This window comes from Paenibacillus sp. 4624 (assembly GCF_050435065.1).
Lineage (GTDB): Bacteria > Bacillota > Bacilli > Paenibacillales > Paenibacillaceae > Paenibacillus > Paenibacillus amylolyticus_D.
The window spans coordinates 21,251-35,962 of record NZ_JBNDJR010000025.1 but is presented as its reverse complement, the minus strand read 5'-3'; the positions used below and the strand labels follow the sequence as shown (position 1 = coordinate 35,962).

At 46.6% G+C, this 14,712-nt stretch carries 16 protein-coding genes; 12 read left to right on the top strand and 4 right to left on the bottom strand.

The features are described 5' to 3' along the window. Positions 1-211: hypothetical protein (locus ABIE27_RS30395; RefSeq protein ID WP_429352184.1), on the top strand; the 211-nt coding region annotated here is incomplete at its 5' end. A 703-nt stretch (positions 212-914) separates the two neighbouring features. Here the strand turns inward: ABIE27_RS30395 and ABIE27_RS30390 are convergent. Further along, positions 915-1,577, bottom strand: a complete 663-nt coding sequence (locus ABIE27_RS30390) for a transcriptional regulator (RefSeq protein WP_429352183.1) — start codon at positions 1,575-1,577, stop codon at positions 915-917. 364 nt (positions 1,578-1,941) lie between these two features. Then, entirely contained in the window at positions 1,942-3,132 is a 1,191-nt protein-coding gene (locus ABIE27_RS30385; protein WP_123065910.1) for a cation:proton antiporter, read from the bottom strand. Positions 3,133-3,516: 384 nt separating this feature from the next. Here ABIE27_RS30385 and ABIE27_RS30380 point away from each other — a divergent pair, with 384 nt between their 5' ends. The 5 genes from ABIE27_RS30380 (at position 3,517) to ABIE27_RS30360 (ending at position 7,201) form a co-directional block, all read left to right on the top strand. After that, positions 3,517-4,101: a DUF420 domain-containing protein gene (locus ABIE27_RS30380; RefSeq protein ID WP_429352182.1), complete on the top strand. Its 585-nt coding sequence runs from the start codon at positions 3,517-3,519 to the stop codon at positions 4,099-4,101. A gap of 177 nt (positions 4,102-4,278) precedes the next feature. Beyond that, positions 4,279-5,022 (top strand): 2,3-diphosphoglycerate-dependent phosphoglycerate mutase, encoded by a 744-nt coding sequence (gpmA, locus tag ABIE27_RS30375; RefSeq protein ID WP_123065909.1) that lies wholly within the window; start codon positions 4,279-4,281, stop codon positions 5,020-5,022. Between the two features lie 331 nt (positions 5,023-5,353). After that, the gene (locus tag ABIE27_RS30370) at positions 5,354-5,536 is read left to right on the top strand and encodes a hypothetical protein (RefSeq protein WP_123065908.1); all 183 of its coding nucleotides are present in this window, start codon (positions 5,354-5,356) and stop codon (positions 5,534-5,536) included. A gap of 280 nt (positions 5,537-5,816) precedes the next feature. Then, positions 5,817-6,725, top strand: coding sequence for an aldo/keto reductase (locus tag ABIE27_RS30365; protein WP_429352181.1), 909 nt, complete (start codon positions 5,817-5,819; stop codon positions 6,723-6,725). A 149-nt stretch (positions 6,726-6,874) separates the two neighbouring features. Then, positions 6,875-7,201, top strand: coding sequence for a thioredoxin family protein (locus ABIE27_RS30360; protein ID WP_123065907.1), 327 nt, complete (start codon positions 6,875-6,877; stop codon positions 7,199-7,201). Between the two features lie 73 nt (positions 7,202-7,274). On the opposite strand, the gene ABIE27_RS30355 is transcribed toward ABIE27_RS30360, so the two are convergent. Further along, the gene (locus tag ABIE27_RS30355) at positions 7,275-8,165 is read right to left on the bottom strand and encodes a DMT family transporter (RefSeq protein ID WP_123065906.1); all 891 of its coding nucleotides are present in this window, start codon (positions 8,163-8,165) and stop codon (positions 7,275-7,277) included. Positions 8,166-8,364: 199 nt separating this feature from the next. Here ABIE27_RS30355 and ABIE27_RS30350 point away from each other — a divergent pair, with 199 nt between their 5' ends. After that, the gene (locus ABIE27_RS30350) at positions 8,365-9,255 is read left to right on the top strand and encodes a LysR family transcriptional regulator (RefSeq protein ID WP_123065905.1); all 891 of its coding nucleotides are present in this window, start codon (positions 8,365-8,367) and stop codon (positions 9,253-9,255) included. 633 nt (positions 9,256-9,888) lie between these two features. On the opposite strand, the gene ABIE27_RS30345 is transcribed toward ABIE27_RS30350, so the two are convergent. Then, on the bottom strand, positions 9,889-10,677 hold the full coding sequence (locus ABIE27_RS30345; protein ID WP_240037061.1) for an undecaprenyl-diphosphate phosphatase: 789 nt from the start codon (positions 10,675-10,677) through the stop codon (positions 9,889-9,891). A gap of 243 nt (positions 10,678-10,920) precedes the next feature. On the opposite strand from ABIE27_RS30345, the gene ABIE27_RS30340 reads away from it, so the two are divergent. From ABIE27_RS30340 to ABIE27_RS30320, 5 genes are all read left to right on the top strand, one after another. Beyond that, entirely contained in the window at positions 10,921-11,553 is a 633-nt protein-coding gene (locus ABIE27_RS30340) for a TetR/AcrR family transcriptional regulator (protein WP_429352180.1), read from the top strand. Between the two features lie 145 nt (positions 11,554-11,698). Continuing rightward, positions 11,699-12,559, top strand: a complete 861-nt coding sequence (locus ABIE27_RS30335) for a transporter substrate-binding domain-containing protein (protein ID WP_123065901.1) — start codon at positions 11,699-11,701, stop codon at positions 12,557-12,559. 31 nt (positions 12,560-12,590) lie between these two features. After that, positions 12,591-13,235: an amino acid ABC transporter permease gene (locus tag ABIE27_RS30330; protein ID WP_123065900.1), complete on the top strand. Its 645-nt coding sequence runs from the start codon at positions 12,591-12,593 to the stop codon at positions 13,233-13,235. A 16-nt stretch (positions 13,236-13,251) separates the two neighbouring features. Continuing rightward, positions 13,252-13,998: an amino acid ABC transporter ATP-binding protein gene (locus ABIE27_RS30325; protein WP_429352179.1), complete on the top strand. Its 747-nt coding sequence runs from the start codon at positions 13,252-13,254 to the stop codon at positions 13,996-13,998. A 75-nt stretch (positions 13,999-14,073) separates the two neighbouring features. Then, complete coding sequence (locus ABIE27_RS30320; RefSeq protein ID WP_090924948.1) at positions 14,074-14,496, top strand: OsmC family protein; 423 nt, start codon at positions 14,074-14,076, stop codon at positions 14,494-14,496. Positions 14,497-14,712: the final 216 nt, after the last annotated feature.

The window sequence follows — 14,712 nt, the reverse complement described above, 5'->3', positions numbered from 1 at the left end:
CCAACCCAACCCAACCCAACCCAACCCAACCCAACCCAACCCAACCCAACCCAACCCAACCCAACCCAACCCAACCCAACCCAACCCAACCCAACTCAGTGGTGGAGCAAGTATGTGTAAACTACTTAAAAACCATACAACCAATACTCCAACATTTCTAACGATCACAGATGAGCTTATTTGCACGATTTTGAGCTCTTTGAAATTCTAACGATCACCAGGGAGCTTATTTCAGCAAAAACACATAAAGTAGGCCTGTTTTCACATCAAATGACCGAAATAAGCTCTCCTGAGATCGTTAGAAAATAAAAAGGTACGATATACGCCAAATAGCGTCTCTGGTGATCGTTAGAAAATTTCTGCTCATAAGTTTCGCGCAAGACTACGGCCGGTTCATCATCCACAGCTAAAAAACTTTGAAATGATGTGTAGCCATCAGAGACCATGGCCAACTGAGCCACTATGGAATCACATTTAGATGTAGACGTGGAGAGCAGGATATCGGGAGCACTAATACCTCAGCACATTGCTAAGAAACGTTCACACATAATGAGACACGTCTAACGTGACACAGTAGAGAACCATTTACTCATAAATCAGCCACGAGCAAGTAATCATTAACATAAACCTAAATACTGCGATGCCACATCCACTATTAGTTGCTGCGGAATCAAACGCAATCGTTACACGATGGAATAACGTTCGCCACATGCGTCTAATAACTAAACCACGAAACAACGCTCGCCAAGCGCGTCCCAATACTACACACGCTATGGAATAACGTCTGCTAAACACGCCTAACCACCGCACCACGGAACTGCTTTCACTATGTCTACGTGACACGTGCTAAAACTGCACGCAGGAAATCCGACTGCGTAGCCGAGCCACATCCGAGCCACAAGCACTTGCTCATTTTACGCTCGTAGAGCATAAGTGCGATATCGCTGATTGCCGCTCGCGACATATATTATTTGTTGCTCCAACAGGTTGCGGAGAACCCTTCTCGTATGTACGTCAGAGATACGCAGATGTGTTGCCAATTCCAAAGGTGTAAACGGCCGTATTATACGTCTCGCATACCGTACGGCCTCAGCATCCAACCAGTTCAGGGCGGCGGGCGCATCTGAAGCCATAAATTTACCCTTAAACGCTAGCATCAACTGTTGACACTGTTTAGGTTCGTCTCGAATGGAGAGGTAAGCAATCGGCAAAAAAATCCAGTCATCTAACGTTAGCAGACAATGTCGCCAGCATAGATCTTTGAAACGTCTCACATCAAGATCTCGAGCATGAGGCCCGTAACCCTGAATCTCAATACCACCCTTCACACCATTCCCTGGTAAGTATGCAAGATCCAAGTAACGATAGCCGTTGTGAAAATCTCGAACTTCCCATTCGGGATGTAAGTGGTTGAAATTTTTCATCACGGGGAACCAGACGGAACGCAAAAATTCCAATGTACCGTGTTCAAGCCCATGTTCAATCCGCGATCGAACGCGGGGGTTGGTTTCTTTTGCGAGTAGCACTTTGATCCATTCTTCATATGCCTCATCAAAATTTTGACTTATTGTACTCATGGCATGAAAACCTCCTAGAAAAGTTAGAGGAAATGTAAAAAGCCGCTCTATCCATTTCCATCATCCTCATAGGAAGAGTAGAAAATGAACAAAGCGGCGTGTGCTTCACGACCAATTAGATGCTATGACAGTAGCAGGCCCAGTCAAAAGGCTGAGCATCCAGATGACTCTAAATTCGGTGTCTCACACAAGTATAGCTCACACCAAGTATCAAGGGCAACGCTTATACAAATTAAATGATTTAGCCACAAATCATACGATCTGTATATCAAACTTGCATTCAGGAATATCACCATTTTTGGGGAATCCTATGCCTGACACAAGTAGGATTTCACAGGTTAATATCTTTCACGTACCGTGCACCTCACCCGTTCAGATGAGAATCCTCAATCCCTTGTTCTACACGTTGTTCACCTTTTTTACGGGCAAACGTGATTTTGAGCAGTGGTGGTGTGACCAGTGTGGTGACGATGACCATAATGATAACGCTGGTAAAATATTCAGCATCAAGTAAACCTGATGCAAGTCCAGTCGAGGCAATAATAAGCGCAACTTCCCCTCTGGAGATCATGCCTGCCCCGATGGCAATTGAAGAAGAACGATCAAAACCAGTCAAACGGGCTCCTGCCCCGCCGCCAAGAAGCTTGGTGACAACAGCAACGATGCTGATGACGATGATCAAGCCAATCTGTGAGCCTACGCCTTCAAAAGTTACATTCAGTCCAATGCTAACGAAGAAAACAGGTACAAATATACTGTACGCGATCGGTTCCACCTTTTGCTCCACTTCATGCTTGAATCCAGTTTGAGAAATTGCGATGCCTGCCGCAAATGCACCGATAATACCTGCAACACCCATCCATTCTGCAAAATAAGAGAAGCCAAAGCAGACGATAAGTCCTGCTGTAATGACCGTTTCTGTAACCCGCAGCGGAGCCATCCATTTCATGATTCGTGGTACAAGCAGCCAGCTTGCTGCAATGATGATGACGAAGAACAACAGCTTTTTACCAATAAGCCAGCCAATGGAAACATCACCGCCACCTGTTCCGAGTACACTCATCATGACAGCGAGCAGTACAACGACGAGCACATCATCCACTACCGCTGCTCCCAGAATGGTGGTACCCTCACGTGAACCAAGCTGGTTCATATCCTTCAAGGTTTGCACGGAAATGCTTACCGAGGTGGCACAGAATAACAGGCCGAAGAACAGCGCGTGTGTCTGGGACATCCCAAAAGCTATTGCCGAACCATATCCTCCGATAAAAGGTAAAATGACTCCGCCCACCGCCACAGCGAAAGCGGCCTTCCAGTTTTTCTTTAATTGCTCCAGGTCGGTTTCCAGACCGGCGATGAACATAAGCAGTAATACCCCGATCTCGGCCATATAATGCACAAAATCGCTTTTATCCACCCAGCCTAGCAGGGCAGGCCCAATGACAACACCCACAATAAGTTTACCCAGCACCGATGGCTGGCCTAACCGAACGGAGAGATCACCGGCCAGTTTGGTGAAGATCAAAATAAGGGCAAGAACTAAAATAAATTCCACAGATGGTTTCTCCTCTCTGATTGCGGCAACCTTAGAATATCCTTTCCAAGGGAAAACATCCCTGTTCCACCCAATTTGAACAAACAAAAGGCACGGAACAACGATAACAAGTTACCGTTCCATGCCTGTAAAAGACAAAGAGGGGCCCTTGGTGACAGGCTCCTCCATAGTCGACGCGTATGTGATTAAGTGCATTAATTATACCACAGTTTAAGACTCGGGTAAAATCATACTCGCTCGAAGAGGCATGAAAACATCCTAAAACGGGCATTTATACGTAAGGACAACCTGTTTTTGTTCAGAGTGTTGTCACTTAACAGCCCTGATTTGCCGCGATATAATGATATAGAACACAGAAAGTTAGGATATGAGGAGGATTTTGCATTGGCTAAAAAGGACAGAGGGAATCTGAACACATCATCGAATCAGATCACCCCGACCAGTAATAAAAATTTTGCAGGTATCATTATTACCATCTCCATTCTTGCTAACGTTATCATCTTGTTATTGTTTTTCGCACCCTCGATTGGCTACAAAGGTGAGGTTACGTTCGACATCACCGTGTTGCCACGCTTTAATGCCGTGTTTAACAGCTTCACCTTTATCTTTTTGCTGGCTGCGCTGATTGCCATTATCAAACGTAACGTCAAGCTGCATAAACGCTTTATTTTGGCAGCATTTTCAACCACGTTGCTGTTCCTGGTGACGTATCTGACGTTCCATTATCTGTCTCCGGAAACATCCAAGTTTGGTGGCGAAGGTATTGTTCGTTCGATCTACTTCTTTATTTTGATCACACACAGCATTCTGGCTGCCCTGATTGTGCCACTTGCGCTCTTTACGCTCGTATGGGGCTGGACAAACCAGTTGCAGAAACACCGGAAAATCGCACGCTGGACGATGCCAATCTGGTTGTATGTCAGTTCTACAGGTGTAGTTGTTTATTTGATGATGGCACCGTATTATTGATTTTTGAGTTCTTTTATACCATGAAGGATTCGTATGATGAATATTTTAAAACTGAGCTGAAATGAATGAGCTTAGAATGCTTAGAATGAGCTATATCCACCATTAGGCAGACTGCTAAGGATGTATAAGTATGCTGGTTCTGTGGGGGATGTATCCAAGGAAGGGAGGGGTCACGTGATGTACAGAATAGTGTTGATTCGCCATGGACAGAGCATGTGGAACGTGGAAAACCGGTTTACGGGTTGGACGGACGTGGATCTGACCGAGGACGGGTACGGTGAAGCGCGTAAGGCCGGGAAAATCCTGAAAGAGCAGGGGTTTGATTTTGACTGTGCCTACGCATCGGTATTGAAACGTTCCATTCGTACACTGGATATAGCGCTGGATGAGATGGACTTGATGTGGATTCCGATTGAGAAGACGTGGAAGCTGAACGAGCGCCACTATGGTGCGCTACAAGGACTAAACAAGCAGCAAACGGCTATGAAATATGGGGAAGATCAGGTTCACGAATGGCGTCGTTCCATTAACGTTTCCCCGCCAGCTCTGGGTGAGGATGACGATAGATATGTGCAGGATCTGGACAAGTACAAGCGCCTTGGTTGCACCATCCCGCGTACAGAGAATTTAATGGATACGTCCAAGCGGGTACTGGAGTACTGGGATGCAGAGATTAAACCGATGGTTTCTTCGGGAAAAAGGGTACTGATCTCCGCGCATGGTAATACGCTCCGTTCACTTGTCATGCATCTGGACCAATTGTCCGAAGCTGACGTGATGGCGCTCAACATCCCGACAGGCATTCCGCTGGTCTATGAGTTGAACGAAGAACTGCACCCGACCGGTCATTTTTATCTGACCGCCGATGGCTCAACTTACAAGCATGAAGAGATGAGTCAGGTGGCCCGACCATCTGATTGATGACGAGTGTTTAGGTCAACAGTAGCTTAATAAAACATATGAAACCATTTGATGCCTAATAAGCTCATATTGGATTCAAAACAAAGTCCTGTATCGCTTATATAGGCTCACGTCACGGAGCATAATAACCAAGCAAAAGATGATCACCGAACCATTCTTTATTTCGGTGATCATCTTTTTTTGTAGTGCCGAATCGAAACATCAGGGTGTGCCAGTTGGGAGGAAGCATTTTATTTTTACAAGCGAGCTTGGGGATCGTTTCGTTTGCGCTAAATCGGGTAAAACTCAAACAAGAACACGATGTACATGAATCCAGAAGGAGGAGAGTTACATGTCGAAACGCAAATTGCTCATGACAGCGATTGGAGCTGGCGTGACGTATCTGATGAGGAATAAACAGGCAAGGGACAAAGTCATTAGTACCGTATCAAATATGGTGAAAAAGAACGGATCATCTTCAGCCCGTACCGCTAGACCGCGGGTGGAGGTTAGCAATCAAGAGTGGAGAAACTAAGCAATACCTCGAATAACTTGAGTTACACAAAGGTAAACATAAAAGTAAACATAAAAGTAAACATAAAAGTGCTTGCATGTACTTGCTACTTGCAAACGCATATGGCGAGCAACATCAAAGAGACCTGGGACGATCGTTCCGGGTTTTTCTGATGTGATGCCTGAGCGTCACGGGGGATTGCACACTATGCGATTTTTTCCATGAAGAATGATACAATAAATACTTGCAGAACGTATGGAGAGGAGAGGCGCTTGTGGATAAAGGTCAAATGGGCACTTCTATGAAGAAAAATCGTTTGGGCACTACGGAATTGATGGTGGGGGAGATCGGACTGGGCTGTATGTCGCTCGGAACGGAACTGAAACCTGCGGTGGAACTGATTCACGAAGCGCTGGATCTTGGGGTTAATCTGCTGGACACAGCCGATCTGTATGATGCCGGACGGAACGAAGAGATCGTGGGACAAGCGATCAAAGGGCGCCGGGATCAAGTCATTCTGGCAACCAAAGTGGGGAACCGCCGCATTCCTGGCAAAGAGGGCTGGTCATGGGACCCGTCCAAAGCTTATATTAAACAGGCTGTGCATGAAAGCCTCAAACGACTGCAGACCGATTACATTGATCTGTATCAGCTTCATGGAGGAACGCTCGATGATCCAATCGCTGAGACCATTGAAGCGTTCGAGGAGTTGAAGAAGGAAGGACTTATCCGATACTACGGCATCTCTTCCATTCGCCCTAACGTGATTCGGGAGTATGTAGAGAAATCATCCATTGTCAGCGTAATGAACCAATACAGTGTGCTTGATCGCCGTGCTGAAGAGGAAGTTTTACCTTTACTTGAGCAAAAAGAAATCAGTGTCATCGCTCGTGGTCCGGTTGCCAGCGGTGTACTGGCAGCATCGGGAACAGCGAAGGCGGATAAAGGATATTTGGATTACACGCCAGAGCAGTTGCATCACATTCGCCAAGGCCTGGCTGGACTGGTCACAGATGATCGCAGCATGGCGCAGACGGCAATACGTTATGCACTTGCGCATCCTGCCGTTGCTGCTGTCGTTCCCGGAGCCAGCTCCAGAACACAATTGCTGCATAACATTGCTGCTGCTTCATCGGCTTCGCTCACCACTGCGGAGATTCAGGCCATACGGGAACAGAGCCCTGCCAACCGTTACACGCAGCATCGCTAATGGGTGGGTTGCCTGTTTTCAAATGTAACTATTTAAGGTACAATAAAAACAGGTAGAAGCAGTACAAGATAAGAAGCCTGAACAATGAACTGAATCATTTCTACACAAAGAACAACCATTAACTAGAACGACATAAGGAGAGAATAGATATGGAAAGAATTCAAAGTGAACAGCAATACCGCGACCTGATTAACTCCGACGGCATGACGGTCATTAAATTTGATACAACTTGGTGCCCGGACTGCAAAAACCTGGATCGGTTCATCGGTGACGTGATTGATCAGCATACAGACAAAACGTTTTATGCGCTGGATGCAGAAGAGTTCCAGCCTTTTGCTGAAGAGAACGGTGTACGTGGCATTCCAAGCCTGCTGGTGTTCCAGAACGGCAAGAAGCTTGCACATCTTCACAGCAAATGGGCAAAAACCCCTGCACAAATCTCGGAGTACCTGGAGACCCTTGAATCCAAAGTGTAAACTGATGCTTAGCAAAACCCCTGCCTGTCTTATGACAAAGCAGGGGTTTTTGATTGTGATCGCTTCGTTGGCGTTACAGTTGAACAAGTTTACTTCTTTTTGACTTGAGGTTTACAAGCAAAATGCTTGCAATAATCATGACCAGTCCAGCAATCAGATTGATGGTGATGGATTCTCCTAGAAATAACACACTACACAGCAGTGCAATCAGTGGAATCAGAAAGGTGAAGGAGCCTACTTTGCTGGCTTCCCCGGAACTGACTAGTTTGAAGAAGGCCAGCCAGCCGAGAGCAATGACAAATACGGAGATGAACAGCATATCGATCACAAAAGGTAGAACCCATTGTACCTCATTCCAGTTCTCTGTGGCGGTTCCCGCTAAAGTTAGGATTATACCGCCAATGATAATTGGAATGGCTGTCATCCAGATTCCGTCCACCTTGGCTGAAGTTTTTTTCATATAGATCGTGCCTGCTGCCCAACTGATGGCGCTGAACAATCCCAGCATGACACCTTCAGGGGACACTTTGCCAGTCATGCCACCGATGCTGATCGTTGCTACGCCTGCAAAGCCGAGCGCGAGTCCGATTATTTTCATGGTATACATCGTCTCACCAAGCCACAGCCATGCTCCAATACCAAGCAGGACAGGCTGCAGAAACACGATGGAAGAAAACAATCCTGCAGGCACTTCGGTCAGACCGACCGTCTGGAAACCGTAAAAGAAAATGATGTTAAGTGCGGCAGAGATGGCGTAAATATACCATGTTTTCCGAAATTGAAGTGTTTTGTACCGCGGAAATGCATAAAAACCAAGAACCAGTCCGGCAATTAGCAGCCGCATGCCTGCGAACAGAAGGGGCGGTGTATAGTTTAATGCGTATTTGGTCAGCGGCCAGTTGATCCCCCACATGAGAACCAGAAAGGCCAAGATCCAGCCTGCTTTTGAACGTGATAAAGCCATAGATTATCTCTCCTTCAAGTTATATGGAAAAGTCTGTTGAACCGCAAAGTACAGTACAGCTTTTCATCTGTATCAACCCATTCGAATGTTCTTTGGCTATTGTATTTGCCAGTCGTTGATCGTCCGTGTTCACCATGATACAATAACAAACATAATAATTGAAATGCATGTTATTTATGAGGAGCATACCAGAACTGTTATGAACAATTCACAATTGCAGTTATTTATTAAAATAGCCGAGACGAGAAGTTTCACACGAGCTGGCCAAGAGATGAATATGACGCAGCCTGCGGTGAGCCGTGCCATCTCCGCACTGGAGAATGAACTGGATGTTTCGCTCATCATTCGAGACCGACGTAACGGTATTATACTGACGGATGTAGGGCAACGAATATTAGTCATTTTCCGCAGGATTTTACAGCAATATGATAAGGTACAACAAGTCGTTGCTGCGGAGAAAGGGCTGGAGATTGGAACCATTCGCATCGGTTCTTTTCCGATGTCCTCGGCTCATCTACTGCCTCAAATTATCCGATCTATCCGTGATCGTTATCCGCAGATCGAATTCGAGCTGCACGAAGGCAATATTGTGGAGATTCAGCAGTGGCTGAATTCGCGTGTAATTGATGTTGCTTTAATGATTGCAACGGAGCAGGAGGCGGCAGAACTAAACTATGAAACGATGCCGCTGTACAACGAAGAGATGCTTGCGGTATTTCGTGAGGACGAGACGTTTGTTGATCAGGACATACTGGATGTGAAACGGCTAAGCGGGCAGTCAATGATTATTTGTAACGGTGGTTATGAGATGCCTATTGTAGATCTGTTTGCCCGTGCGGAAGCAGAGCTTAGCATCGGCTTTATTGTTCATAATGTCAATACGTGCCTAAACATGATCGAACAAGGATTGGGAACAGCCATATTACCTGCCATTTCGCTATCCTGGCTTCCACCTGGTGTCAGAGCTCTGCCAACGGAGCCAAAAGCCTATCGTCCAGTTCAGCTTGCTGTACCTTCCTTTACGGAGGCTTCTCCAGCTTCGCGCTTATTTGTGGAAACGGCATTGCAATTGTTTGGACAGCAGCAGTAAAAATCTTGTTTAGAATTTGTTCAGTATCGTTCGTTATACTTAATAGAACAAACTGAATATTGGAGTGAACAAGAGCCGCATGAGCAGAGAGATTATAGATGAGATGCACCAACTAAGCCACAATGACGACCGTCGATATCACTTGTTGATGATGGGTGTTAAACAAATGTTACATGAACAGAAGCTGAATAGATATCGATGGCTAGGGAGACTCAAGGAGCGAAGAAGACAAAGAAGCATTCAGGCCGATCGATGGGAGTAACGATCTAACTTCCTGAACATGCCATAGAAATATGATGGTACATGTACATATAAGTAATGGCAAAATGGCGGCCCTACTTCCGTGAGGAAGACAGGGCCGCCATTTCCAATTAAATCAACGGATCTGTTTGATGGTTGATAAGAATTGAACGGTGTTTACACAGAAACGGAGAGGACAGAAAAAACCTGAAAAGCGAAGCGGCCGCCTGAAAGCTTTCTGAAAGAAAGCTACATCGGAAGCATACGCTTATCACCGGATTTTCCCCTTGGGAAAAGGGAATCAAAAAATCTGGGGATAACAGCGGTTGGAAGGTTATTCTGTCATCGGAGTGAGAGGTGTAAACTGAACTCAGTTTGTTCAATGGATATCCATTACATCATCAAGATCACAAAGAATACAGCTGCCAGTACAAAGCGGTACACAGCGAAGACAGTCAGGCTCAATCTTTTCAAAATAGACAGGAATGTCTTAATCGCCAGCATGGCAACGATGAACGCAGCGATAAATCCGATCGCAAAGATGAGAAAATCATCGCTGTTCAGATGATCGATGCTCTTGTACATATCATATCCCGTGGCACCAATCATAATTGGAACGGACACAAGGAAGGTGAACTCTGCCGCAGCCACCCGGCTGATTCCGGCAAACAAGCCGCCCGAGATCGTAGAGCCGGAACGGGAGAAGCCTGGCCACAACGCCAAAATCTGAAACATACCCACAGCAAAAGCTTGTTTGTAGGTAATATCGTCAACGTCATGTGTGGTAATCCGTGAGCTCTTATGGCTCCAGCGTTCAGCTACGATCATCAATATACCACCGATAACAAGGCTGTACAGTACGGTTTGCGGACCAAACAAGTGAGCCTTGATCCAGTCCCGGAACACAAGTCCGATGACAACAGCAGGAACCATCGCCAGAATGATATGTCCCAGATTGAGGCGGCGGGAATACGGCCGTTTGCCCCCAGTGAAGCGAAACATATCAATGAATTTGTTCCAGTACAGTACAACAACAGCCAGTACAGCACCAAGCTGGACAACCACCTCAAACGTTTTGACTGACTCGTTGTCCTCTGATAGACCCAGCAGGTGAGCTGTCAGAATCATGTGTCCGGTAGAGGACACGGGCAAAAACTCAGTCAAACCTTCGATGATGCCCATAATAATGGATGATATAAAGTCCAATTCTCTTCCTCCTTGAAATGCAGATGACAGCCATAAGGCTTGTCCTGCTATAACGATGTCTGTCCTTTCGAACAAGACTATTCTCTATTATGCTCAGAATTGCCTCTCACTTCAACTCTATGCTTGTAACCTGTTGTTTAAAACTATATTGACAAAAACCTAGTTATCCCATAGGATATACATTAACTGACTGACTGATCAATCGGGAGGGTAAAAAGCATGGCCAAAGTTAACGGTTTGGGACCCGGAGAAGAACGAAGGGACCAAATTATTCGTATAGCGATGGAACGATTCGCAACTCAAGGGTATCATCAGACGAAAATCTCTGATATTGTTCGCGAAGCTGGAGTCGCTCAAGGCACCTTTTACTGGCACTTCAAGAGCAAGGAAGCCATTGCTTCCGAGATTTTGTTAACGGGCAGAGAACAACTACTTGAAGCAATCGGGCAAGGGTATCGAAAGGATGCCGGTTCGGTTGAAGATATGGTGAAGGCCTCGGAGAAGCTGTTTACAAACTTGTTCACCTTTGCTGCGCAGAATCGATATTTCATGGAGTTGTTGCTTAAGGGGATCGTGACCGAGGAATCCGTCCAGAGGCTAGTTGAAGAGACCCGTAATGCGGTGGAGACAGCGTTCCGCCACAATATGGAGCGAGCTATCGAGCTGGGGATGTTGCCGGCAGACATGAATGTACCCCTGCGTGCGGCACTGCTTGTAAGCATGATCGAGGGCATGATCTCGCGATGGTTGTTTGGCTCAGAGGAGCTGCACAGCCGTTTCGCGGAGATGAGCGCTGCTGCGTTGGCAGCTGAAGCGGCGAGTTTTGAGTTTTACGGACTGCTCGGCACATAATGTAGGCAAGGCCTGGGGCTTTATTTTTCAGGCAAAAGAGACAGGAAGGATTCACAGTTATACACTTCTTCACATGATTAAGCCAGCCACAGGGAATAATGGAATCACCAAGAGAACATAAGATGAATGAGAGGAAGTTAACGTTATGAATAACACATATGGAACTAAAATCCGCAAAGGGTGGTCTATCACCGCGATTCTGCTCATGGTTGTGCTCGTACTGAGTGCGTGCGGCAGCAAACCAGCGGCGGAGAATGGCAACACAAATAATGCAGCACAGTCTGGTGGCAACGAACTGGAACAGATCAAATCAGCAGGTGTCATTAAGGTCGGCATGATGGGTACGTATCGTCCATACAACTTCCTGAACGACAAGAAAGAAATGGACGGATTTGATGCGGATATCGCACGTGAAGTGGCGAAGCGTCTCGGCGTTAAGGTTGAATTTGTATCCCAGGAGTTCTCCGGTCTGACACCAAGTCTGCAAGCGAAAAAGCTGGATGCGATTATCAGCCAAATGACGATTACGGACGATCGTAAAAAAGTGCTGGATTTCAGTGATCCGTACATCACAAACCAAGTCAAAATCATTGTCAAAGAAGACAACAACGATATTACGAAACTGGAAGATTTCAAAGGCAAAACGATCGGTGTAGGTTTGGGCACAAACGATGAAACGTACCTGCGCAACGAAGTGTTGCCCAAAGTCGGAGATTTTACAATCAAAACGTATGATGATGTTATCTCATCTCTGAAAGACCTGAACGCGGGACGGATCGATGCAACGATCAACAACCTGTATGCTTTGAAGCCCATTGTAGATGCGAATGGATTCAAAATTAAAGCTGTTGGCGAAGCAATCAAGAGTGACCAGGCAGGTATCGCGGTGCGTAAGGACAACCCTGAACTTGTAGCGGCACTGAACGATGCACTGAAAGGCATGAAGGATGACGGCACGTACAATACAATCTTCAAAAAATGGTTTGGTGAAGAGCCTGCGCAATAATGAACCGGCAAGGCGAAGGGAAGTTTGATCCATGGAACTGATATTCGAAAATATCCCCTTCTTTCTGAAGGGGGCTTATTATACGCTGTATGTTACGGTGATCTCCATGTTTTTTGCCTTTATCATCGGGGTGCTTGTAGCTATTGCTAGGCTTAAAGGACCGATGTGGCTAAGGCTGATCGCCAGATTTTATGTATCCATTATGCGGGGAACCCCGCTGCTGGTGCAATTATTCGTTATCTATTACGGGCTTGTAGATTATGGCGTAACCCTCGGGTCGCTAACGGCCGCTTGTCTTGGTCTCAGTCTGAACGCAGGAGCGTTCCTGTCGGAAACGTTCCGCGGTGCGATTCAAGCTGTACCCAAAGGGCAAACAGAAGCGGCATACGCTACGGGTATGACTCCGGCTCAGGCGATGAGACGGATCATTTTCCCGCAGGCTGTTCGCATTGCCATTCCACCGATGGGGAATACCTTTATTGGCATGCTCAAGGAAACATCGCTAGTTGCTGCTATTGGCGTTACCGAACTGTTGCGTTCTGCACAGCTTTTGGTTTCGCAGTATGCGCTCAATATGCCATTTTATCTGGCAATCGGCGTGATCTACTGGATCATGAGCATCGGCTTCTCGGCCATTCTGGAACAAGTGGAGCGCCGGCTGGCCCGGGCTTACTAAAGGGGGAGAGAACCGGGTGATTACTACAACTGGACTAACCAAACGTTTTCAAAATCATGAAGTGCTCACCAATATCGACATGCATGTGGATGCCAAAGATATAGTTGTCTTGCTGGGTCCCAGTGGCTCAGGCAAAAGTACACTGCTGCGCTGTCTTAATGGACTCGAACAGTTGTCCGGCGGACAGATCGAAGTAAACGGCATTGTGGTAAACAGCGCAGATCCGCTACGCGTTCAGCGTGCCCGGGTGCTGGAGATTCGTCGCCAGACCGGCATGGTATTCCAGCAGTTTAACCTGTATCCGCACAAGACCGTGCTTGGTAATGTCATGGAAGGTCTTGTGACGGTGAAAAAAATAAAACGGGACGAAGCCGCCGAGCGCGGACGGCTTTTGCTGGATCGTGTAGGTCTGTCGGATAAGCAGGATGCGTATCCTTCCCGTTTATCCGGTGGACAACAGCAACGCGTAGCCATTGCACGGGCACTGGCGATGGAACCGGAAGTGATGCTGTTTGACGAGCCGACCTCAGCCCTTGACCCCGAACTGGTTGGAGAGGTGCTGTCGGTGATGAAAGAGCTGGCGCAGGAAGGCATGACGATGCTGGTCGTGACACACGAGCTGAAATTCGCCCGGAACGTGGCGAACAAAATTGTCTTTATGGCGGACGGTTCTATTGTAGAGACGGCAAGCCCGGAGGCCTTTTTCGAACATCCGGCGCAAGAGCGTACACGCCAGTTCCTGCGGCAGATTACCGAGTTTTAAATTGCCCGGTGATGGGAAGGTTATTCTGTCATCGGAGCGTGTGTGTAAACACTATATAGAAAGAAGGAAAACATCATGAATGTAACAACAGTATGGAAGGGAAAACGCGCGTTTACCTCCGAAGGACCCTCAGGGTATGCTGTAGGCATGGATGCCACAGCGGCATATGGCGGTGACAGCCAAGGCGCTACGCCGATGGAATTGTTGCTCGCTGGCCTTGGCGGTTGCATGGGAATCGATATTACGATGATTCTGGATGCTTTTCTGGACAAGATCGATTCGATTGAGATTGAAGCACAAGGCACACGGAGCGAGGATATGCCCAAAGGTTTTACGTCCATTGACTTGATCTTCAAAGTGGACGGGGACATCCCGGATTACCGGATCTGGAAAGCCATCCAAATGGCTGAAGAGAAATACTGCGCCGTTTCCGCATCACTGAGCGCAGATATTCATCCGAAGTTGATTCTCAACGGCGTAAGCACACCACGTCCTTAAAAAGCTTTAATATAACTTAAAGTTTAAGAACAATATCAGATAAAAATGTTAAATCTAACGTTAGATTTAATGAAGAGACACTTCCAATCATGGAAGTGTCTTTTTAGCGTAGACCATGTTTTATTAAATCCCATCCATGGTTCTAATCAATAGGAACTCAATCCATATCTCCACTTTAATGTCAAATCGAACGCTGCATTTATGTGGTATGATGGA

Bases quoted from the DNA above. Each gene is read 5' to 3' on its own strand.
- gpmA (WP_123065909.1), top strand. From the start codon at position 4,279: ATGTACAGAATAGTGTTGATTCGCCATGGACAGAGCATGTGGAACGTG.
- ABIE27_RS30345 (WP_240037061.1), bottom strand. From the start codon at position 10,677: ATGGGCATCATCGAAGGTTTGACTGAGTTTTTGCCCGTGTCCTCTACC.
- ABIE27_RS30355 (WP_123065906.1), bottom strand. From the start codon at position 8,165: ATGGCTTTATCACGTTCAAAAGCAGGCTGGATCTTGGCCTTTCTGGTT.
- ABIE27_RS30340 (WP_429352180.1), top strand. From the start codon at position 10,921: ATGGCCAAAGTTAACGGTTTGGGACCCGGAGAAGAACGAAGGGACCAA.
- ABIE27_RS30370 (WP_123065908.1), top strand. From the start codon at position 5,354: ATGTCGAAACGCAAATTGCTCATGACAGCGATTGGAGCTGGCGTGACG.
- ABIE27_RS30365 (WP_429352181.1), top strand. From the start codon at position 5,817: ATGAAGAAAAATCGTTTGGGCACTACGGAATTGATGGTGGGGGAGATC.
- ABIE27_RS30320 (WP_090924948.1), top strand. From the start codon at position 14,074: ATGAATGTAACAACAGTATGGAAGGGAAAACGCGCGTTTACCTCCGAA.
- ABIE27_RS30335 (WP_123065901.1), top strand. From the start codon at position 11,699: ATGAATAACACATATGGAACTAAAATCCGCAAAGGGTGGTCTATCACC.
- ABIE27_RS30350 (WP_123065905.1), top strand. From the start codon at position 8,365: ATGAACAATTCACAATTGCAGTTATTTATTAAAATAGCCGAGACGAGA.
- ABIE27_RS30360 (WP_123065907.1), top strand. From the start codon at position 6,875: ATGGAAAGAATTCAAAGTGAACAGCAATACCGCGACCTGATTAACTCC.
- ABIE27_RS30390 (WP_429352183.1), bottom strand. From the start codon at position 1,577: ATGAGTACAATAAGTCAAAATTTTGATGAGGCATATGAAGAATGGATC.
- ABIE27_RS30330 (WP_123065900.1), top strand. From the start codon at position 12,591: ATGGAACTGATATTCGAAAATATCCCCTTCTTTCTGAAGGGGGCTTAT.